19 protein-coding genes and 1 other RNA gene are annotated in these 22,691 nt (G+C 42.5%); 12 read left to right on the top strand and 8 right to left on the bottom strand.

The annotated features are described in order from the left end of the window. Window positions 1-81: 81 nt before the first annotated feature. The 4 genes from J5X94_RS07435 to J5X94_RS07420 form a co-directional block, all read right to left on the bottom strand. Window positions 82-282, bottom strand: coding sequence for a hypothetical protein (locus tag J5X94_RS07435; RefSeq protein ID WP_010199444.1), 201 nt, complete (start codon window positions 280-282; stop codon window positions 82-84). 161 nt (window positions 283-443) lie between these two features. Further along, window positions 444-2,300 carry a two-component system sensor histidine kinase CreC gene (gene creC / locus J5X94_RS07430; protein WP_210540790.1) on the bottom strand — a complete coding sequence of 619 codons (1,857 nt, stop codon included), beginning with the start codon at window positions 2,298-2,300 and terminating at the stop codon, window positions 444-446. A gap of 214 nt (window positions 2,301-2,514) precedes the next feature. Beyond that, a complete protein-coding gene (locus J5X94_RS07425) occupies window positions 2,515-3,297 on the bottom strand; it encodes a response regulator (RefSeq protein ID WP_194620128.1) in 783 nt (260 codons plus the stop codon). Window positions 3,298-3,711: 414 nt separating this feature from the next. Continuing rightward, complete coding sequence (locus J5X94_RS07420; protein ID WP_210540789.1) at window positions 3,712-5,097, bottom strand: glycerophosphodiester phosphodiesterase family protein; 1,386 nt, start codon at window positions 5,095-5,097, stop codon at window positions 3,712-3,714. A 174-nt stretch (window positions 5,098-5,271) separates the two neighbouring features. Here J5X94_RS07420 and J5X94_RS07415 point away from each other — a divergent pair, with 174 nt between their 5' ends. From J5X94_RS07415 to J5X94_RS07365, 11 genes are all read left to right on the top strand, one after another. Continuing rightward, a complete protein-coding gene (locus tag J5X94_RS07415; RefSeq protein ID WP_210540788.1) occupies window positions 5,272-5,943 on the top strand; it encodes an alpha/beta hydrolase in 672 nt (223 codons plus the stop codon). Between the two features lie 85 nt (window positions 5,944-6,028). Continuing rightward, window positions 6,029-6,407, top strand: a transfer-messenger RNA (tmRNA) gene (gene ssrA / locus J5X94_RS07410). Between the two features lie 163 nt (window positions 6,408-6,570). Then, entirely contained in the window at window positions 6,571-7,812 is a 1,242-nt protein-coding gene (locus tag J5X94_RS07405; protein WP_210540787.1) for a tyrosine-type recombinase/integrase, read from the top strand. 116 nt (window positions 7,813-7,928) lie between these two features. Continuing rightward, window positions 7,929-9,221, top strand: a complete 1,293-nt coding sequence (locus J5X94_RS07400) for a coiled-coil domain-containing protein (RefSeq protein WP_210540786.1) — start codon at window positions 7,929-7,931, stop codon at window positions 9,219-9,221. Between the two features lie 128 nt (window positions 9,222-9,349). Next, on the top strand, window positions 9,350-10,111 hold the full coding sequence (locus J5X94_RS07395) for a KilA-N domain-containing protein (protein ID WP_210540785.1): 762 nt from the start codon (window positions 9,350-9,352) through the stop codon (window positions 10,109-10,111). Then, window positions 10,098-10,634: a hypothetical protein gene (locus J5X94_RS07390; protein WP_210540784.1), complete on the top strand. Its 537-nt coding sequence runs from the start codon at window positions 10,098-10,100 to the stop codon at window positions 10,632-10,634. The genes J5X94_RS07395 and J5X94_RS07390 overlap by 14 nt, the downstream gene beginning before the upstream one ends. Continuing rightward, window positions 10,627-10,803 (top strand): hypothetical protein, encoded by a 177-nt coding sequence (locus J5X94_RS07385; protein ID WP_210540783.1) that lies wholly within the window; start codon window positions 10,627-10,629, stop codon window positions 10,801-10,803. The genes J5X94_RS07390 and J5X94_RS07385 overlap by 8 nt, the downstream gene beginning before the upstream one ends. A 106-nt stretch (window positions 10,804-10,909) precedes the next feature. Beyond that, window positions 10,910-11,146 (top strand): hypothetical protein, encoded by a 237-nt coding sequence (locus J5X94_RS07380; RefSeq protein ID WP_210540782.1) that lies wholly within the window; start codon window positions 10,910-10,912, stop codon window positions 11,144-11,146. A gap of 101 nt (window positions 11,147-11,247) precedes the next feature. Beyond that, window positions 11,248-13,419, top strand: a complete 2,172-nt coding sequence (locus J5X94_RS07375) for a DUF927 domain-containing protein (protein WP_210540781.1) — start codon at window positions 11,248-11,250, stop codon at window positions 13,417-13,419. A 1,087-nt stretch (window positions 13,420-14,506) separates the two neighbouring features. Next, window positions 14,507-15,535, top strand: coding sequence for a sialidase family protein (locus J5X94_RS07370; protein ID WP_210540780.1), 1,029 nt, complete (start codon window positions 14,507-14,509; stop codon window positions 15,533-15,535). Between the two features lie 1,004 nt (window positions 15,536-16,539). Further along, window positions 16,540-16,917, top strand: coding sequence for a hypothetical protein (locus tag J5X94_RS07365; RefSeq protein ID WP_189584386.1), 378 nt, complete (start codon window positions 16,540-16,542; stop codon window positions 16,915-16,917). A gap of 159 nt (window positions 16,918-17,076) precedes the next feature. On the opposite strand, the gene J5X94_RS07360 is transcribed toward J5X94_RS07365, so the two are convergent. The 4 genes from J5X94_RS07360 to J5X94_RS07345 all read right to left on the bottom strand — a co-directional run bounded on the left by J5X94_RS07360 (window position 17,077) and on the right by J5X94_RS07345 (window position 20,522). Beyond that, window positions 17,077-18,738 carry an alkaline phosphatase D family protein gene (locus J5X94_RS07360; RefSeq protein WP_210540779.1) on the bottom strand — a complete coding sequence of 554 codons (1,662 nt, stop codon included), beginning with the start codon at window positions 18,736-18,738 and terminating at the stop codon, window positions 17,077-17,079. Between the two features lie 148 nt (window positions 18,739-18,886). Further along, window positions 18,887-19,276 (bottom strand): hypothetical protein, encoded by a 390-nt coding sequence (locus tag J5X94_RS07355; protein WP_201591689.1) that lies wholly within the window; start codon window positions 19,274-19,276, stop codon window positions 18,887-18,889. Between the two features lie 180 nt (window positions 19,277-19,456). Next, window positions 19,457-19,690: a hypothetical protein gene (locus J5X94_RS07350; RefSeq protein WP_210540778.1), complete on the bottom strand. Its 234-nt coding sequence runs from the start codon at window positions 19,688-19,690 to the stop codon at window positions 19,457-19,459. 316 nt (window positions 19,691-20,006) lie between these two features. Further along, a complete protein-coding gene (locus tag J5X94_RS07345) occupies window positions 20,007-20,522 on the bottom strand; it encodes a hypothetical protein (RefSeq protein ID WP_010199475.1) in 516 nt (171 codons plus the stop codon). A 324-nt stretch (window positions 20,523-20,846) separates the two neighbouring features. Between J5X94_RS07345 and recJ the strand changes: the two genes are divergently transcribed. Then, window positions 20,847-22,658, top strand: coding sequence for a single-stranded-DNA-specific exonuclease RecJ (gene recJ, locus J5X94_RS07340; RefSeq protein WP_210540777.1), 1,812 nt, complete (start codon window positions 20,847-20,849; stop codon window positions 22,656-22,658). Window positions 22,659-22,691 lie beyond the last annotated feature (33 nt).

Raw genomic sequence — 22,691 nt, 5'->3', positions numbered from 1 at the left:
AACAGACCTTAATAAAGTGGATTCACTTTGAAACAGATACAGTGCGACTGGGATGAGTTTTTCGTAGCCTTAATAATAGTGCTAAGCAGCTACTTGATAATCATCAACCGCCACACACTGCTGATGGCGAAACACCAAAAGTAATTGTTGACTGGGAATGGCCAACCAATGGCCGAATTCGATACTATCGATGCCTTGGTTCGATAAAGTCTGTGCGCAATGCTGACGATTGTAGCCTAAGCAATTTTTTATCATTTGGTTTTGGTTAGTAGATTTTTTCATAGTATTTCTATCCTTAGTTTTGATAACGAATTTGAATAACGCTATCGTAAAACAAGCAGATAGAAAACCTGTGTAGGAACGATGGAAATTGAATGAATTGTCGTTATTAATCATTTTATTTTTGAGTATAGAAAGTGAGCGCGTCTATTTTAGCCAAACATTTATTCTTTAGCTAAAGGCAAGGTAATACTGACCATCACGCCTGAATACTGCGTAATAGTAGACTTGCTTTCATTGCTTTCATTGCTTTCATTGCTTTCATTGATATTGCTACTACTGTCATCACTATTTGCTTGAATATTCTTAATAGCAACCTGACCGCCATGATGTTCGATTACTTGCTTCACAAGGGTTAAGCCAAGGCCCGTCCCTTTTTTTGGCGTATTACCAGACATGCTAGGCTGTGTTTGCTCAGTATCGGCAGTTGAACTTTTCTCTGTTGAAAATGTTGATAGAGGCTCTGATGTAGTATCAGTAGATTGACTCTGGTGCGATAAACTGAAATAACGGTCAAACGCTTTACCAACGGCATACTCAGGTAATAATTTACCATTATTAAAGATATCAATAGTCACAGTTTGCGCAGAATCGTTTTGCGCGGTGCTGTGCAAATAAATAGCGACTGTGCTATCGGCAAAGTGGATGGCGTTATCTAATACGTTTTGCAGCACCTGTACCAACCAAAACTGGTCAGCGAAAACGCTGGTATTTGCCAAGATATCTGGCGATAAAGTCGCTGTTTCAGTAACCCGTTTATCATCCAGATAGATGTCGATAGGCGCTAGGTGCTGCTGTTGCAATTTAGCGGTATTGTCTTTTGCAAGGGTTTGCAGTAATGGTAATAGAGGCGTCAGCTGCCGATTTAGCTTAAAGCTCGGTTGTTCAACCTTGGCAAGTAATAGCAAACGGTCAATTAATTGCTGCATTTTGATACTCTGTTCACCAATGGATTGAATGAGCATCTGTCGGTCTTCCTCATCAAGCCCGTCGTCTTCTAGCAACTCACTGCTGGCGCGGATAGCGGTTAAGGGGCTTTTGAGCTCATGGGTGAGGGTATGGACATAGTCGGTGACATAGGCACGATTTTCCAACCGATGCTTCATGGATTCGATGGTATTTGTTAAGCTGTTAAGCTCATGACCTAAGTAAAAATAGGGCTTTTTGGTATCCTCTGCCAGCGCACTGGTATATTGGGTAACCAAGGTGATGCTTTGCTTAAGCCACCATGCGACCAGTCCTGCTAATATAAGGGCAGCAATACTCATGAGCAGTGCTGTGATAAGCATGCGATTGCGCGTATTGTCCAAATAAGGCAACACGCTCGCGACAGGCTTGCCGACGCTGACGATACCAATCAGGTTGCCAGCGTTATTTTTTATCGGCTGCGCCACATACATGACTGTGCCATCGCGCTGACTATGGTCTCGTGTCGTACTTCTAGCACCATATTGACCTTTTAACGTTAAATAAACATCGTTCCAGCGACTATAATCTCGTCCTTCATCATTGTCGATTTCAGGCAGAGAGTCGTATATGACGACGCCTTTATCATCCGTTACGTATATCCGAAAGCTGCTATAATTTTTGTTTTTATACTCTGGCTCTTGAGTTTCGCCAATTACTGGCATGCCAATAAATGCCGCATCAAGTCTTCTTTGATAGGCATCATCGTATAGCTGCCCTGAAGACAGTGGCATCTGTAAACTTGCCGCCAGCAATTTGCTGGTATCTAATAACGTGTCTTCGATGACTTGCTGCGCCGTCGGTTTGACATAACCAAACAGCTGAGTAAATGCGACCACACCGCAGATAATCAACACCAACGCCAACGCGAGCCAAATCCTAAAAAAAATACTCAAATTCAGCAGTCGTTTTGGTTTAGTCGTTTGCTGCGCGGTGCCAATGGGATGCAGTTTTGCATACCAATTGCTTTGGCTGGCATCAGTGCTATTGTCAGCCTTGTTATTAATATGAGTATTAGGGTGGCTATTAACGCTATTACTGGTTTTATGATTCATATTTTTAGGTATGCTATTTGACGTTATAGAAGGTCGGTTTTAATCAAAATATGGCTATATAGTCGATACTAAATGAAATGGGTACACGACATGATGATGCGTGACTGGCACAAACTTTTCTTGCTTGCTGTGCCTACGCAGACAGAGGCTACGAAAAATTTATACCAGTCACGCTGTCTCTTTTTTATATTGACCTGACTATAGTTAATTATGACTAAGCGGGACATAATGCGTAACCCAATCCACGATGAGTATGAATGACCTCAATGCTCGCGTCGACAGTGGCCAGCTGCTTACGAATGGACTTAATATGACTGTCTATGGTTCTGGCTAAGCGATGGTCAGGGTAGTCGCTCACAGCGCTGAGTAATTGCTCACGGCTAAAGACTTGATTGGGTGCTTGCAATAATGTCAGCAAAATTTTGCGCTCGGTATTGCTGAGCTCCAGCTTTTGCTCTTGCCACATCAAGGAGTAATTGAGCGGTTGGTAATGCCAAACGCCAGATTGACATTCAAACGTCAATGCTTGTCCTGACATACTATTTGAAGAAGCACGGTTAGTTGTATTATCGGTGGCTGTGGTATGAGTAGCAGATTGCTTAGACAGTAATTGCTCACGTCGCCAAATGGCTTTTAGACGGGCAACCAACTCGCGTGGGCTAAAAGGCTTGGCACAATAATCATCACCGCCCATCTCTAAACCCAAAATCCTATCAACCTCGTCGCTACGAGCCGTCAAAAATACGATAGGGATGTCTTTTAAGCCATCGATATCAGGGGTGTGTCGTATTTGTTGGCAGAGGCTGAGACCATCACCATCTGGCAAGCCAACATCCAAAATAATCGCCGATAGATCTTGCGCCTCAAGGCTATGAAGCATTGGTAACACGCTGCTCGCATTGTCTAGCCAAGTGATTTTCCAGCCTTCACGTTTGCAAGTAACTTTGAGTGACATCGCAATAGCAGGGTCATCTTCCACCAGTAAAATATGGGTCATAGTTTCTATATCGTTTTATAATTTTAGTAAATTATCGTAGCACAAAACAGCAGCCTGCTCTTGCTACCACTATCCAAACAGTGTGAAAACTTGATGGAAAAGCAGGGTATTAGGGCATGTCCTCATTTTGAAAATGGAAATAAAAAGAGATAGATTTTTGCCAATCGATGGAAATTTTGCAGAGAATATGAACATATTGTCTATAAATTTTCGAAAAGTGGCGAGAATATAGCCTTTTTTAACCCATTTAAAAGGTTTTGTTCAGATTGAGGACACGCCCTAAGCAAATGGTCTATTATTTAATGATGCTGATACAACCAATGGAAAATAAAAAACCAGCTCAACAATAATTAAGCTGGTATTGGGTGTGTATTAATATTAGACACTTAGATAAGAAAAAGGAGTTGGATTAACCTATTTTAAGCCTTTGCAGTTGGCATAATAACTCACTGTAGCAGGCCAATCTGAAAAGATACCTTGGACACCGACGTCTTGTGCCAACACATCGATATAATTCATCATATCACCATCATTATTGATAGCCTTGCCAAGACCACTATAATACCAGTCACCGCCATTTGCCAGTGGACCTGAACGCTCTATTGACCACGTAATGATTTTTAGGTCATTGGCTTTTGCTTGTTTTGCATAGGCTGACGGTATCATTTTTCCATTGTCATCCGTTGTGACTAATAGCCAAAGTGCTGGCGCAATGATGTTAATGCCACGGGCTTTGATATCAGCCAAGGAGTGCTTCCATGTCGTCGCATCATCTTTATCAAACGTCTTGTTTTTAGCGGTTTCATTACTGTCATCGATGAGATAAACGGCATTGGCACCATAAGCTGGCTCATTTTTTATCCAGTAATCAAGGTCTTCTATATTGAATGACTGCGCAAATACATCGTTTGCAGGCACACCCGCTGCCTTATAAGTCTCTATGAGCTGCTGGCGGTAATCGTCTAAACGGTAACCATTGAACGGCATGGTCACGGCAGGCGCTTTTAGCTCAGGTGTGTGCTTCATACCCAGTTGGCGTGCCAATGCGATATGCTCTTTCAAAGTCAATACCTTGCCATTTTGTGAGTACAAGTCTGTTCGCCAAGGCGCAGTCGCATTCATATATTCATCGATACTGGTCGCTTTTTTATTCGCGGCATCCATTTTCCCTGTGAGGGTTTTGAATTCACTTGCGCTAATGTCTGAGGTACGGCATTCAATACTGTCGGCATTGGTCAGCACACCATTTGCATCTGTAATTGGCGGCACGGTGCACTGTTTGGCCAGCGGGGTAGCAAGGATATTAGTAGTGGTATGCAGATCGTCTTGTGCATGGCGGCAGACCAGCTCACTGTCATTGGTAAAAGCCACGTCACATTCCAAGATACCTGCGCCCATTTGCGCTGAGGCAACATAGCTGTCATAAGTGTGTTCAGGTAATTGCAGCGGTGCACCGCGATGCGCGATAGAAAAGTTCGTTTTGCTAGGCGTTTGCGCACTACAAGCCATCAGCTCGTCTTTTAATGGTCCTGCATCCATGTCATTGACCAAGTAAAAGGGCCGCACACCATAGGTATAGGCTTGAGGCTTAGCAGGCAAGCTTTTTGGTAGTTGTTTTAGTGATGGCTTAATGGTCTGGTTGGATGTTTGAGTCAATGTGGTATTGCGTATATCGTCTGCTGCCATTGATAGGGTGCAAGTAGCCCCTAGTGCTATGGCTATACTGACCGTCTTAACGGTTTTAAATGGCGTTTTTTTGAGTTGATTGAGCGTCGCCACTGAATTATCTAACATTGTCATGTAAACTGTCCCTACAAAAAGTGAAAAATAATAAGTACAATATTGCGGTCATTGACCCGTCCTTTACGTTACCTGATAATCTTTAAAAGATAATGACAGGCAAACAATTGTTACAAAAGTATTTCACTCTCCATCATCAAAATTAAGCTATCAAAAATATATTAAGGATCAGGTATGACTGACTATTTAGACGCTGTTATCGTTGAGCATAACCCTAGCCAAAAAACCATCAACCGTGCTGTCATTTGGCTTCATGGCTTAGGTGCCAGTGGTCATGACTTTGAGCCTGTGGTACCGCAGCTAGGCTTAGCTGATGATATGGCTGTACGCTTTGTTTTCCCACATGCGCCTAAGCGCCCAGTGACCGTGAATGGCGGCATGGTGATGCCTGCTTGGTACGATATTTTAGAGATGAGCCTTGAGCGCAAAATCGATGTGGCTCAAATTGAAGAGTCTGCCCAACAGATCAATGATTTGATCAGCCGCGAGATGGAACGCGGTGTTGCTCCTGAGCATATTGTGATTGCAGGATTTTCGCAGGGCGGGGCAGTGGCTTATCATGTGGCACTCGGCTATCCGAAGCGCTTGGCTGGCCTGATGACGCTCTCTACGTATTTAGCAACCAATGACAACATTAGTTATAGTGCTGCTAATAAAGACATGCCAATATTGATTGAGCATGGTACTCACGACCCAGTTGTTCCTGTGGTCTTAGGCGAGCAAGCGCAGCAGCTTTTATCAGCAAAAGATTATAATGTGTCTTATAATACCTATCCGATGGCACATCAAGTATGTATGCCACAAATTCAAAATATTGGTAAATGGTTAAATAAAGTATTGGCTTAGAGAATTGAGCTGTAACGTAATGTAATGAGGGTATTTTATAGGTTGAAAGTTGGCACTTAATTCCTATATAATACTCGACCTTATTGGGGATGTTCTGGCTTCGACGCTGGTGATGAAACTCAATGATGCATGTCGAGAGTATATGTCCTCTCGTTAATCCAACATATATTGTTATAGTCGCAAACGACGAAAATTACGCTCTAGCAGCATAAACCCAGTTTACTTGGTTTAGACCCTGCTTACTAAGTTGCTGATCACCTACAGTTGGTCAACTAAGTTGAAGCGTCCGCATGTAGGCTCGCCACAAGGGATTGTCTCAATCGCTTGGGTTCAAAAGTAGAGAATCGGCTAATCCATCCTGACTGTCGGATCGGTGCAGACTAAAATTAAAGACAGAAACTAAACATGTAGATTCATGAGCGTAATGCTGGCGGACGCGGGTTCAACTCCCGCCATCTCCACCAAACAACGATAAAGGGCTGACCGTCATAGACTGTTAGCCCTTTATTTTGGGCGTTTTTTGGGTTTTCATTACCTCTTAGGGGTATGGCGAACCATATAGAATGTTGGTATTATTGTTGGTATTAGAGTTTATACACGCTCTCAATACCAACAAAGGATAGCCCAATGCCCTTAACTCATACCGTCATCAATAAGCTACAGCCCAGTAGCACCTCGATTGATACAAAGCGACCTGACAAACATAGTGACGGTAACGGGCTGCAATTATGGGTGCGTTACACTGGCGTTAAGTCATGGATCAGCGCCTATCGCTGGCAAGGTAAACAGCAAACCCTCACTATTGGCACTTATCCAATTATGAGCTTGCAGAACGCAAGGCAGCGCAATATTGAGATCAAACGCTTAATAGCTGATGGTGTGAACCCCAAAGATCATAAAAAAGAGCAGCAAGTCAGCCAAGATGGTTCAAATATTTTCGATAACATAGCCCAGTCATGGTATGCAGAACGCAAAACCTACCTAGCAGAAAGCACCTTTACCCGTAACTATTCCGCCTACATGCGTGATGTTAAGCCCTCTATTGGTCAAAAGAACATCAACGATATAACCGCGCCTGATATATTAGCCATTGGCAAAGCAGTAGAAAGCCGTGGCGCTAATGAAATGGCAAGGCGTACTATTAGAGAAGTAGGGCAGATATTCAAACATGCGATACGTAATGGACTAGCCACACATAACCCAGCCACAGACCTAGCCGAAGCCATCAAGCCACACAAAACGACTAACCACCACCGCATTACTAGCCAGCAACTGCCAAAGCTACTAACAGACATCAATGCTTATCAAGGTGATGTACTGGTGAAGCTGGGCTTATGGTTTCTATGCTATACGTTTGTGCGTACCAATGAATTACGCTTTATGGAGTGGTCAGAGATTGACTACAAACACGGCTTATGGCGCATACCAGCCGACAAAATGAAAGCCAAGCGTTTGCACATTGTGCCACTAGCACCGCAAGCAATGGGGATACTAGAACAGATCAAAGAGCTGGGTTTTTCGTATAAGTACGTTTTCTTTAATACCTCAACCCGTAAGCCATACAGCCAAAGCGCATTTATTAATGCCCTATGGAATATGGGTTATAAAGGCAAAATGACGGGGCACGGATTCCGTGGGCTTGCCAGTACCACACTGCATGAAAAAGAATTTATGCACGAAGCAATAGAGCTACAGCTGGCACATGACAGAGAAAACAAAATAAGCGCAGCCTATAACGGGGCACAGCACCTACCATACAGAATAGACATGATGCACCAGTGGGCAAACTTCATTGATGATGCTTATGCTGGCAAGCTGGATAATCTAATCCGTGCAGACTTTAAAGCGCAAACACAAAAGCTAGGCTAAGGCTTAGCATCAACTATGCAAGGCTAGGACTAATTACCCGAACGACAGCTATTTACACACCCTTATGCTGTCGCTGCCTTGCACCTATTTTGATTAAAGGGTGTAGGGGTGTGGATATGAGTGTTTTAATTGATGAATTAGAGGCTAGAAAGAACGATTATATTCTAGTGGCAGACGTTATAAACGTGCTGGGAAATGCGACCAATAGCGTACCTGATGAGGTGGTTAAATATCTTGATGCCCATAATATTGACGATCACATGCCACTGTTATACATGGACGAAAGTTATACTTTTGAGGAGTACAACGGGCATATTTTAGGCTTGGGCAATGACGCAAATATAACTTACTATCAAAAAGCCGATGTAATGGCATTTGAACCAATCATCAAGCACGGTATCTTTAAAGAGGGCAGTAATGACTTTCTCAACCCATATCAAAAAAATATTGATGATGACTACCTAACACTAGATGAGGTAATGGCCAATCTTAACAATAGAGCTGGGTTGTCTTGTGGTTATGACAAGATAAGGGACTTGGCAAGAAAGAAAAAAATAACGCCGTGTTTTTATTTTAGTGGCTTTGTTTGCCCGCTATTCAAAGGCCCACTGGGCGAGCTATATATTAGTAATAGTACCAACTCAAACTCAAAGTTTAAAATGATGACAGGCTATTTCACCTATAGATTATTAGTGGAGCAAATTAGCAATCAAGACGACTACCTAACAGTACCGTCTTGCGAAGTTGGCAACGAGATACGAATTCATAGGTTACTTGAGAGGCAGGACGACACAAATATAAATTACAGCAACGGCTTGGCTTTGTTTGAGAGCAAACCCCAGCCTTTTGATGACCATAAAAACAATAGGAGTAAATTTAGCTGCATTGGCTTTGATGAAATCAGGTTTTCAAAGCAAGAACTGGACAGCTACATAGCCTCACTTGATACCGTTTATGTCGGCTATAAGCCTACAGCACAAGACAGCGAATTACTCACAAAACTAGAAACCGCCCAAGCTGAGAATAGCGACCTCAACGCTAGATTGTTTACTGCTAGAAATACTTACAAGCAAGATAAAAACGAGATAAAAGAACTCAAAGCACAGCTTGAGAAAGTGAACATTGAAAAAGCTAACCTCATTGAGCAGCTTAATAAAGCCAAAGCTGACTTAGCAGACAAGTCGGCTGATGACAAAGAGTTAGCACCCAATTCACAAGCAAAAGTTACTCATATGCTTTACGCTATTTTGAAAGAACATAGGTATGATTTATCATCACCCAAAGGTAAGGGTGTAGCAAATGACCAAATTGTAGCAGCATCACGGAGTCACAAATCACCAGTTACTAGAAACTTTGTAGCTAACTGGCTAGAAAGGGTTCATCAATTAGACATAGATCTCAAAAAATAGGGTCATATCATCATGTTTTAGGGTTATATGACCGTCATATGTCCTTATCTGACCCCTCTGTCAACACATACCATAGAACCATGTTGAAAGCCGTAGCACACCGCTACAGCTGACATGGAGATATGAATATGACACACCCAACCCAAAACACACCAGTAATTCCTTTTACTGATAACACCTCTCACGATACCGAACCAACCAACGCAAACAGTCCAGCTATGCAACTGCCTACTACTGGCATGGGCAGGGCTAAAGATATCCTACCTTTCCTACCATTCTCTAAGACCACACTTTTTGAATGGTCAAAAGACGGACGTTTCCCAGCTGGCAGAAAGCTATCACCAACGATGACCGCATGGAGCTATGCAGACGTTCATGACAGCAAAATAGGTATGAAAGACGGGCTTTATTCACTCAACGACCTACAGAGAGTAAGTGGTAAAAGCCAAAAACATAAGCCAGAAAACTTCATGCGATTAGAAAACACGAAAGGCTTGATTGACGAAATAGAGCGTTGCTCAGATATGAGTAACGGAACAAATTCAACAGCTTACAAGGTTATTCAAGGTGGTGACTCAGAACAGCAAGGCACATTTGTATGCCGTGAGCTTGTCTATAGTTATGCAATGTGGATTAGCCCATGTTTTCAACTACTCGTTATACGTGCCTTTGACTCAATATCTAATCAGCAAAAACAACTTAGCCAGCGACTCAATGACTTATGCCATGATTTAAAGGTAGTTGATGATGGACTCACTAGCGCAGGGCGTTTCCTTTGCGTTGGTGGTAAACAGATCAAGCCACAAATACAGAAAAATATTAATAGTACCTTAAAGCAGATGCAGCCCAGCCTTTTCAACGTGGAGGACGTACGAAATGACCAACGATAACAGAACCAATCTAAAAGCCCACCACGGGGCACACAATCGCAAACAGGTAGGTAAAATTGGCTTACTATTGAGATTTATTACCTTTATTGCATGGGTGGCAATCATTGGCTTGTTTATATCGTTAATCACTTGCCAGCCAGTACAAGCAAAACAGATTGCAACAAATACCAACAATGGTTACTATATAGATCTCTTAAAAAAACACGCAAGCGGACAGCCAATCCGTAAACCTTTGGCTTTTTTTGTGCCTGTCATTGGTATGGACTCTCAATCCTCAACCAAACAGACAGACACTGCCCCACAAGCGCACCTGAGCGCATCAAGGGGGCAAACCATCATATCTATAGCAAATTACTTGCTAGCAGACTATGACGGGTTGACGCTGCAAAATAAAATAGCCTTTGGGCGAATATGCAGGGCGGTTGCTTGCGTGACCGAGAGTAAGACCCGTCACCCTATACTTTTACCGTATAGCGTGACACATACTCAAAAAACAACGCAAGGAGGGCATCATCATGCCTAATTCAATTCGTACTACCTCAAACACTCAAACCACTACCAACAGCAAACTAGCGCATCAAGCCTTTAACGGCTCGCATGATGACGGCTTGTCTATTGTCACACCCTTAATACAGCGTGAGGTTATCGAAACCCTAGTAATGACTTGTTACGGCAAGGAGGGCAGCCAGTGAGAACCTACCCATCAAAGCAGAGCCGTAAACACGCCAAGCGCAAAAGCTACTACAAGAAGTACAGAGAGCAGCGCAAGCCTAACCAGTCAAAAGCAGGGGGTAATAAATGACCACCACACCAACAAACAGTCATGAAAAAGCCCATGCGGACAACATGGGCGCTCATACTCTCTTACAAGGTTGCAAGCCAGCTACAGAGGAACAGCTGGCAGGAGATCTATTTCTAACCAAGTTATGCAGCATGGTAGAACCTGAACGGCTGCTATTTTCTACAGACAACACTACTATATATTATGGTGAACAAATTGGCAAAACCGAACCCACAGCCAACACGATACAGTAGGCGCGGTATTCTACACACCAAACAGCAAAGCAAAACCCCTTGTCATTGATCCTACAGGTTATGGCGCTATCGTCATTGGTGAGCCAAACAAAGCTAATGAGGTGATAGCCTTTAATGACCTTGATAGCGGTATTGATGTTTATATGCACCTGATTGGCAGTGATAAGACGATCATCATTAGCCCTCAAAAAACAAAACAATGCCTTAAAAAGATGGTGCAGCACTGGAGCAGTGGATCACAAGTAACTGTACCTATGACACTTGATGATAAGGGCTTGATAAACCTATTGGCAGGTGTAAAGGCGCAAGCATTGGTTACGGTGGCTCATATCGTCACCATGCTACAAAATGATAGCTATGAAGCGATACTGGCAGACAGTGACACCCAGCTAATCAATTTACAAGATACTGCCTACTATCCTGAATGGCGCGATGATCCACAGCTGAATGAACCAATGATCTATAGTGATGGGCGTTTTGAGCTCTATCACGATGGGTTGTTTTTTGTGAAGTACAACGATGATGACCCGACAAACATTATTTTTAAGTCTAAGGCGTTTGTTTGTTCACCGATAGAGGTTATCGCTAAGACACGGGACACAAGCAGCGGTACATGGGGGCGGTTATTGCAATGGCGTGACGATGATGGTGTATTGCATACGTGGTCAATGCCGCTATCACTACTGCAAGGTGATGCAAGGGAATACCGCAAAGAGCTTGCTAGTCAAGGCTTGAACATTACCACCAATGGCAAGCAGCGCAATTACTTAGATACCTATATTCAAAACTACCCTATTCACAAACGGGCGTTATGCGTGGATAAGTTGGGCTGGCACGATAAGCAATATATATTACCTGACAGAGCCATAGGCAGCGATGGTAAGCAGCTTATTGTCTATCAGTCTGCAAACAGCATTAACAGCACACTAGCCCAGCAAGGGGAACTAGCCCAGTGGCGTGATAACTTATGCAAACCACTAGCCGAACAAAGCCGTTTTGTTTTCTCTATTGCTTGCGCGTTCGCTGGTCAATTACTGGAACTATTAGAATATGACGGGGGCGGTTTCCACCTCTTAGGCTCATCAAGCATGGGCAAGTCATTATCGCTTAAATTGGCTGCTAGTGTATGGGGTAACCCTGACAGGTATGTTAAGACATGGCGCAGCACTGACAACGCGCTAGAGGGCACAGCAAGTGAACACAACGACAGTTTTTTACCACTTGATGAGATCAGCGAATGTGATCCCAAAATAGTAGGTAAAACCGTTTACATGCTGGCTAATGGTCAAGGTAAAGGTAGAAGCACTACCACAGGGCACAATCGCATTGCTAAGACATGGCGCATTATCTTTTTATCCAATGGTGAGGAGTCACTACAAAACTTCATGGCGCAAGCAGGGCAAAAAACCAATGCAGGTATTGAGGTTCGAGTCGCGCATATAGACGCTGATGCTGGCAAAGGGTTAAAGACCTTTGATAGTTTGGTACTGGCAAAAACAAGCGAAGCACAAGCCGATAGGATCAAAGAGCTGTCACACGCTTACTATGGATCAGCTGGCATTGCATGGCTAGAACATATCACCAATGACAAGGCAGCGATCACCACCAACGCTGGGCAGCTTGTCAGTGACTTTATGAGTAAGTATAGCGACCTGACAGCACAAGCGCATAGAGTGGCTAAACGGTTCGCTATCGTAAGCGCAGCTGGTGAGCTGGCAACACAGGCAGGTATAACAGGGTGGCAAACAGGACAAGCAACAACAGCCGTGATGACGTGCTTAGATAATTGGCTTGATAACTACGGGCGTGATGGTGAACATGAACAACGCCAAATCATAGATCATATCAAAGCATTTATTGAACAGCACGGATCAAGTCGTTTTCAGCCTTGCCATATTCACACATACCAAGACTTTGAACCTAAAATCAATAACCGTGTTGGCTATCACAATTACGACACAGGGGAATACTATTTCTCTACCAGTACCTTTGATGAAGTCTGTTCACCATTTAACAAAAGCAAAGTATTACAAGTGTTAGATGAAGCTAACTTCATGAATGTGACTGAGAATGACCGTAAAACGTGCAAAGTGCCTTTACCATTCAAAAAGAACCGTCAACGTGTTTATGCGGTCAAAAGTGAGATATTAAGTTGTGAAACTACAAAAAGCACTGGGACAACTGGGACAAACCATACACCGCAAGGGCTAGAACCTGTCCCAAGCGTTAAAACACCACTGGGACAGCTGGGACAAAATAGCTCAATTTGTTAATCTGTCCTAAGTGTCCCAAAGGCTAAAAAAGGGCTGGGACAGCTGAAAGCCAGTAAGTACGGGCGTTGTCCCAAGTGTCCCAAGCAAAAAAGTAGATGCAGACAAAAATAATCTAAGGTGGGCGTTTAGCGTCTGCCTTTTTTTGTGCTTGATGTTTATAAATGTTTATCGTGAGATCAGTTTGAGCACTGGCAGCATGTTAATAAATGTTAAGGTTTAAAATTAAATAATTGGTGCTCATTAGACAGACAAACCTTTTTTATAGTGTAAAGATACCCTAAGGTTTCCCCTAGGTTTTCGGACATCTTAGAACCTGACAAAACCCAACATTCAAAATGAAAATACGAAGTAGTGAACCTGTCAAAACCGTACATTCAAAATCAATTTGCACCACCTTGCATGTTGTCATTTGTTAACATTGTCAGCACTGACTACCCCAAGATCACCACAAGGCTAGAACCTGTCAAAACCTGTTATTGCTGACAAATGCTAACATTGAGAACCTAATAAAACCTGAACCCTCACATAGTAAAACCTCATAAAACCTCACATTCAAAACCAAATCACACACCGCGTAATGCTGGAATAGATACCCCTAAGTTTGGGGTTATTTAGTTTTCGGAGTCCATAAAAGGGGCAATTTTCGGACATCGTAAGCAGGGTTAAAAAAGAGTTTATGGAACAGTACGCACACGCGCGAAGCAAGCACTAATTACAAGGGACTTTTGCGAACAGTACGCGCACGTACAAAGGAGTTTTTAGAGTCCATAAAAAGGGGTAGTTTTGCGACAAGTAACGAGGGAGGTTATTACACACGTTAGGGTTATGGGCACAGTACGCACACAGGTGCAGCTTATACCAATGCTGGCTAGTTTTCGGACATCTTAGAGGGTAATTAAAATAATACTTGGAGTCCATAAAATGGGACTTTTTGCGAGTCCATAAAAAGAGCATGAAATAAGTAAGCGATATCAATTATAAACAATATGCTTTCAACAGTAGATGATAAAATATTCTATCGCTTAAACAATGAGGTGTTATCTTGCTAAGTAAGTTGCTAATAGTACTATTTCTTGGGTTTTCATCAATGACAGTTTTAGCAGATGAAAAAAATCAAGATTTGTGCGTAAGTTTTAATGATGCGTCACACTTAGGCTCAAATAGCTATCGCAGTAAAATTATCTACAACGAGAATTACGATGCATTTCCTTACGCAACCAAAATAGGCAACAGTATTGTCGGTATTTTTAGCACTGGTACTGCGCACGCAAAATCAGATAAACAGGTTATGTTTAGATCAGATGACGGCGGTGATACATTTAGACTCAAAGATTTTTTTATCAATGACGACCAAACTTATGATTTTAGCCTAATAGCTGATTTACTAAGCGAGGGGAAATCGGTTGATTTGAAAGTTTGGAACTTGAGAAAAAATGCAGGTTTAGTTAAAGCAACAACTACGAGTAAAGCTGATGGGTATTCTATCTGGTCAACACCTAAGAATGCAGGGGCTAGGCTCTATCGTACTGGTTATAACGCTAAAACTTGGCAAACCGCGTTGCTTGAGTCATTAGATGGTGGTATTACATGGAGATTTAAGAGTGTCATAGCTCCCGCGACAGCAGGTAGGCAGTTTAGTGAGGCTGACATTGTCAACACACATTCAAACAACTGGATTGCTTATATTCGTGAAGATAAGGGCAAGAATAATAATCTTTATAGCTCAATTTCTACCAATAATGGTAATACGTGGTCAATTCCTACAGCTTTAGACCCTAAGCTTATCAATGGCCGTCAACCAAATTTGACTAAACTAGATGATGGATCGATGATTCTAATCACAGGTGATCGAACAGGCAAATCAGGTTACGCAGGTGGATCAGGCGATATAGTTTATGGCAACGATACGACAGGTATAACCATCTTTAGAAGTACAGACAATGGCAAAACATGGTCAATTAGAAAAAGAGTAAGCCCAATTTATAGTACTGATGGTGGTCAGCCTTTTGTGGTTGATTTGGGCAGAGGAAAGATATTTATCGTATGGTATGCACGCAAGACAACAAAGGGTAAGCCATCAATTAATAGCTGCACTGTTGATATTAATAACTTGTGAAAAGGAATAGAAAAAGCAAGATTGTCGTGAAAGTGAGTATAAATTGATACACAAGTTATTCTAACCTTGGCAAGTTTGAGATAGTTTTTGATGTCCATAAAAAGAGCACGAAATAATTAAGCTAAGATAGGACAAAGTAAAATCACCTAATGATTTAGATAACATTTAGAGATAGCGACCATGCGCACATTGAGCGACTATATACATCTAAGCATTAAAGCCTACCGTAACAGCTACAAAGCCCACAGCATGGCAATGAGCTCAAGGTATACCGCTATAACATCGAGCTATTAAAGACTCAATGTAACTATGGCGGTTATCGGTACTGGTGGGCATGGTGCCCATCGTGTAGGCATTACATAGGCACCCAAACATAGCTATAGTGTTTAGAGCGATTTAACCCCATGCAAGAAATTTGCAAGTAAGAAATAATATTTCTAAGTTGCTAGCACTTTCAGCAGAACTTTAATAATACAATCAATTACAAAATAATCTTTAGTTGATAAGGTAGGCACTGAATAACAGAAAAATAAAAAACGATTGTTGGTATTATGGTTGGTATCGTCTATTTTAAAAATATTAATATGTTTTATTATCAAATACTTATAACTATAGTTTAGTTTCCGACCTCTCCACCAAATATTTTAAATGAAGTCAGTCACTTAGGTGGCTGACTTTTTTTATGGCAATTTTTTGTTATTAGCTTTCCTGGTTAGCTTATATAAGCTTAACCATATCAACTATAGACAATAGTTACTTGGAGGAGTTTAGTTGATTCGATGTAATGGACATTTTTTATGCTGGCTCAGGTTTTAAATCTATGTACCGTCTCACTATTACCAACCGCACACGCAGTTTTACATTTCCTGTCTTAAAAAATAGCCCTCTATCTTATAGGATACATTAACAAAGCACGACCTACCAAGCATGCAAATGAATGCTGAGTGATGGTCATAAAGTCAGGCGTGCTAACGTATATTATAATTGAGGTCAGGGATATATCCATGTTTGATATCAAATCATTTTTTAAAAGAGAAGTAGAAAAAAAACTCATCAATGTAGACGATTATATTTTTATGCCTGAGCGAGTAGAGATGGAGCTGGAGGACGGATTATTAAATTGTGTACTCAACAGTGATGGTCGAGTCGATATTTTTTATAGTAAGCAAGGCGTGACAGAGGTCAGCTCGGCATCGCGTAAGCATCCCTTTACGGCATTCGAAACCGAACTATATCATGGTGTTTATGATGACGTTATTAATGATTTGATCAAAGAAGTAGACAAGATTATCGATGGCTCTTCTAAGTATTTTAGTCGCAGTAAAATACTGCCTTTTGCAGCAGCTCTGTCACAGAGTCCAGTTGACAAAAACAAGTTCTAAGCCAAAGTTCTAAGCCAAAGTTCTAAGCTGAGAGGAGTGGATGGTACAAAGGCTCAGCAATAAAAAGGGTGCGTTATTTATAACGCACCCTTTTTGTTGTTTTGTATTCTCAACGAACATTACTTTAATGCTTTAGATATCTGTAGCACTTAACGATACTTATATTTTCATCCCGACGGCTTTATTTGCAGCAGCTAAAGCAGAGACGTTGGTGATAGGACGAGATTGACTGCCTTCAACCAAGTGATTGGTCTTCGTCTGGGTGTACAGCCCTTTGGCAAAGCGAGTGCTGTCATCGCGCTCAGTCAGTGTATCCGTATAATACCAGTCGCATTGGCAGGCCTGCTCGGTGATATCGAGTAGCATATATCCATGATCGGTTTGATTGTTAAACTTCTGATGGGGATTAGCCTCTGGTCCATTGTTATTTTCAGGGAAGGCAAGGGACGTCAGAGCAGGGCAAACGAACTCGACAGCCAGCGACCCTGCACCAGTATTTGGGTTGTAGCTGCTAGCATCAAATGGGTTTTTACAGACATCAAAAGCGAAGGAAGCATGGTAATCGCCAGTCAGCACGACGGTGTTATCGATATTGTTGTCTTCAATAAAATTGAGCAGACGATCGCGCGCACTGGCGTAGCCATTCCAAATATCTCCAGAGTTGGTCGCAGATGCACCTTTGAACGGCGCTAAAATGACTTGTTGTCCCAGTATTTGCCATGTCGCATCGCGGCGCTTTCCCTCTAGCATATTTAGATAGAGCCAGTTTTCTTGCTCAAGTCCTAGCAGTTGACGCTCAGGCTCATTACTGGCTGCCGCATCTAGCTTTTCACGGCCAAATATACGCGTGTCTAGCATATTTAGATCAAACAACTTACCAAACTCAAAGCGTCGATAAATCCGCAGCTGACTGTCGAGCTCGTTGCTACTATCGTCACGGATAGGCATCCACTCGTGATAGGCGCGAACCGCTGACATTTTGCGCTCTATATAGCTGCCTTTACTGTCAGTATGGAACCTAGCGCCACCCTTCCATGAGTTGTCTGCGATCTCATGATCGTCCCAAACAGCAATAAAGGGATGTTGGCGATGACATTCTTGTAAGTCAATATCAGTGCGATAGCAGGCGTAGCGACGACGATAATCTTCTAAGCTAATGATTTCATTCTTTGGGTCTATCGGACGCTCTTCTATTAAGGATTGATCGCGATAAAACCCCTCTGGATACTCATAAATATAGTCACCTAAATGCAATACGGCTGATATATCTGCTTGTTTAGAGATATCTGCATAGCCATTAAAGTATCCATAGCCATAATTAGAGCAGGAAACCACTGCTAAGCGCACGCGATCTACTTCGCTGGCTGGCAAGTCTGCATTGGGTATCGTGCGCGTGCGACCGATAGGGGATGTATAGCCTAAAGCTTCAAAAGCGTAATAGTAAGTGGTATTAGGTTGGGGAAGTTTTGGGTCGACTTTAACCGTAAAGTCAGACTCTGAGGTGGCTAATGCTCTGCCGCTAGCGACAATGTTTTTGAGCTCTGGATCTGTCGCGATGACATATCCGACTGGAATGCTAGTGGCACTGATACTGCCGTCATTGGTGATTCGTGTCCACAGTATCACTCGATCATGCAAAGGGTCACCGCTGGCGATACCGTGTACGAAAGGTGCTGCACCTTGATAACCTAAATCGTCTACCTTATCTAAGGTATTCGAATTGGTGGAGTCATCGTCTGATGAGCAAGCACTTAGCTGGGTCAACAAAGTACCTGCTACGGTCACCTGACCGCCTAGTTTTATAAACTCACGTCTTTTCATCTATCATCCTTGATATAAAGTGAATTTCATTTACACCTAATTTATACGAGTAGGCTGGGTTAAGCAATCGCTAACCCAGCTTGTATCAATATTAATATCAATGTCGAAAATACATTGTCAAAAATGTATTTGGCTACTTATTAAAAGTTTATTTGGTGAAACTTGCATAACACGTTTGTAGAGATTTGGCGACGACTCTGGTTACCAACTGTGTGCGATACTGTGTGTCTATCGCTGCATTACCCAATTCAACAAGGGTCACTTGCTGCGGGGCTTGCTCACTGACACAGCCACAGACATTGCTTTTTATGGCTTCTTCTTGCGTGTCAGTCATGGCTACACTGGCAATGCGCCAAGCGCTTTGATTTTCAATCTGACTACGGCACTGATTATCAACCGCTGCTTTAAATACGTTCATACCGATATTATTTGCTGTGCCAATCGCAGTGCCAGCATTAGTATTCATACCGTCAGTCGTTGTGCAACCCGCTAGGGCAAAAGTAGCAAGCATAGCCGTTGAGATTAAGATTTTTTTCATGGGATAGTCCTTTAATGTCTTGATTGGTTTTAAAGTGTCTGTTTGATAAAAACTGACATTGGTAGCAATGGATATTTGCTAGGCGAAACGTGTTTTCTACAAGTAGATCGTATTTTATCAGCAAAACCTGTTAATGACACCATCAACTATACCGTATCTGATTTTAGAGGATTCACTCTGTTAATCCAGCCATGCATAAGGATGATAATACGCATAGGCTTTATAACCAATGTATCCAATAATCATCAGTAAACTACCCACGATAAATAACCAGATAGTGATGTGTTTATACGAAAATTCATCAAAACTATCATTAAATGCTGCAGAAATACTGGCGATGAAAAGCATGATGCAACCCAACAGCAGAATCAATGTTGACGTGAACTCATAACCATCTATTCTAAAATGTGGCATGTAATAATCTATGTATAAAATTCATCTTACTTTAACGAGTTTTATAGATAAGAGAGATGGAATTTACATGGAGTATTTATGTAGTAAATCCACTATAAAAGTTAGTTTAGAAAGTATCGTCCTTATGCAGATAACATTATTATAATTAGTGATATAGAGTATTCTGAGTTAGAAATGTATTATGAAAAAGGCTGTCATTAAATTGAGAAATTAAACCTATATATGCATATGCGTAGCTAAGCACAAAAAAACCAGCTAAGACAATACGTCTTAGCTGGTTTTGCTTTATAGAGTTATTCTCTATTGTTTAACAGAGTTAGACATTCTTACCGTGTTGCTTTTGCTGAATGTCTTTTGCCAATTTATAACACTCTTCGATATGATCATTCGCGATTTTTTTGAAAATCATATAGCCCATCGTAGCAGCAACCATTTGGCCACCTAACGGGATGAATTTCGTCACTTGCTTGGCAGCGATACGACCGCCGAAGCCTTGTACGGTCTTTTTGACGATACCGCGCGTCGCCATTAATCCTGCAAAATCGACAGTACGATCTTTTAGAGCGCCCCAATGAATCGCGCGTGACTCTAGGTCAACTGCTGATTGACGTCCTTCAATCAAGCCAAAGCGTTCACTGATTTCTGGTAATAGTTGGGTAAGCATGCCCGCATCCACAGCGACATCAAAAAATGGCACAGGAATGATGGCGACACCGGCAGAATATTTGGCGCGTTTTTTGACCAGCTTTTGGCACTCTTTTTTGACTGTTTCCAAATCTAAGCTAGGATCGATGGTATTTGGTAGTTTTTCAGCGGTTGGTGTGGTTTTCATAACGCATCCTTATAAATAAATAGTTAAAATAAAAAAATCAGATTAAAAGTCTCAATAGATAGCAAGTCTCTCAGTTGGTTACTATTTTATGGATTTATAATAGGCATACAATCATTGCTTTGTAGCAAAATGCAGAAAAATACGGTCACTATGCACCGTTTTTGTAAATGCGCAGTTATGTGCGCTAGGCAGGTAAGCATGGATAACTTGTTTTATGCAGGCAGTAAAGTATGATTTATTGCAATGTAATGCAATAAAAAACGATATACCGAGGCATTATAAATTACCATTGTGACCCTCTGCTAAAGCCAGTAGAATAGCCTCATGCTAAATTTAACCCCCCGTTATACCAGCACTCGCATCGACGAGTTGCCCACCGCGTTGCAACCACTTGCTGCCCAATCATTAACGCTCGCTCGCTTATATGCAGCTCGCGGTATTACCCAGCCCGATGAGCTTGAGACCGGATTGTCAGGTCTGTTGCCCGCAGAGATGCTGCACGGCGTCACAGAAGCAGTGCGTCTATTAGACGTGGCTATCGATGACGGTCAGCGTATCCTTATCGTGGGCGATTTTGACTGTGATGGCGCGACCAGTACCGCGCTGATGATGCGTGCACTCACGAAAATGGGCGCAGTTGTCGACTTCCTAGTACCAGATCGCTTTAAATACGGCTATGGTTTGACGCCAGAGATTGTCGAATTAGGCATTAAGACGTATCAGCCAGAGTTGATTGTCACGGTAGACAACGGTATATCAAGTCATGAAGGCGTGGCACGTGCGCAAGCCGATGGCATCACTGTGATCATTACGGATCATCATCTGACGACCAAAGAGACACCACCTGCTGAAGCGGTGGTCAATCCCAACCAGCTCGATTGCAACTTTATCAGCAAAGCGCTCGTAGGGGTCGGCGTGGCATTTTATGTGCTCGGACGCTTAGCTAAGCTGCGCCGTGAAGCCGATAAATCTACCGTGCAAGTCAGTCAGTATTTGGATTTGGTGGCGCTTGGGACGATTGCTGACGTTGGTGTGCTGGATAAAAACAATCGCATCCTAGTGCATCATGGTCTAGCGGCTATCCAGCAAGGACGCTGCTGTTTGGGTATATTGGCATTGCTTGAACAAGCAGGTCGTGATCCTAAGAAGATGCAGGCGCAAGATTTTGGTTTTGTATTAGGACCTCGTATCAATGCTGCCGGACGTATGGACAATATGCGCATCGGTATCGAGTGTCTATTGACCGAAGACTGGAGTACGGCGCAGCGCTTGGCGCAAGAGCTTGAGCAGCTAAACCGTACCCGTCGTCACGTAGAAGGTGAGATGCGCGCGCAAGCGGATAGCATCGTACAAGCATTAGCTGCTACTAATAACGATAATGATGCTGACGAAAGCAGCGATACTATTACTCAGAATAAAACTGAGAGACAGGCTGTTAATAATCAAGATCGCAGCATTATCTTATATCAAGATGACTGGCATCAAGGTGTTATCGGTATCGTCGCTGGACGTTTAAAAGAAAGTCATTATTTGCCCAGTATCGTTTTTGCACCAGCAGATACAGAGCGTACAGGTGACGACGATGCCATTAAAGGCTCGGCGCGGTCTATCGCTGGCGTGCACATTCGTGATGCGATTGAACAAGTTGCTGAGCGCCATCCTGACTTAATTAGCCATTTTGGTGGTCATGCGATGGCTGCCGGGCTAACCTTGAAGCGTCGTAACTTTGAGGCATTTGCCACAGCGTTTAATGACGTCATGGCAGAGATGGAGGATGACGTATTTGCAGAGCAGAAGTTCACTGATGGAGCGTTGCAGGCAGGCGACTTTGGCTTATGGTTCGCTGAGCATTTGGCCAATGCCAGTATTTGGGGTCATGGCTTTGCACCGCCGATATTTGATGGGATATTCGAAGTATTAAGCTTTAAGGTATTAAAAGACAAGCACCTTAAACTATCACTGCGTTATCCTGATGTGCAGTATCCGATTGAAGCGATTCATTTTAACTTCGATAGCGAGGCATGGGACTATCGTGCCGAAAAAGTGCACGTGTTATTTCAATTGGATATTAATGAATGGAATGGCAAACAAAGTCTGCAACTGATGATAAGGGACTTAGCAGTCCTTAGTGAATAAGGATGTTACCTTATTCTAAGACTACGAAAAGAC

The sequence above is a fragment of the Psychrobacter sp. K31L genome (assembly GCF_017942195.1).
GTDB classification, from domain to species: domain Bacteria; phylum Pseudomonadota; class Gammaproteobacteria; order Pseudomonadales; family Moraxellaceae; genus Psychrobacter; species Psychrobacter glaciei.
The sequence above is the reverse complement of the archived record's forward strand: the minus strand, read 5'-3'. Positions and strand labels throughout refer to the sequence as shown.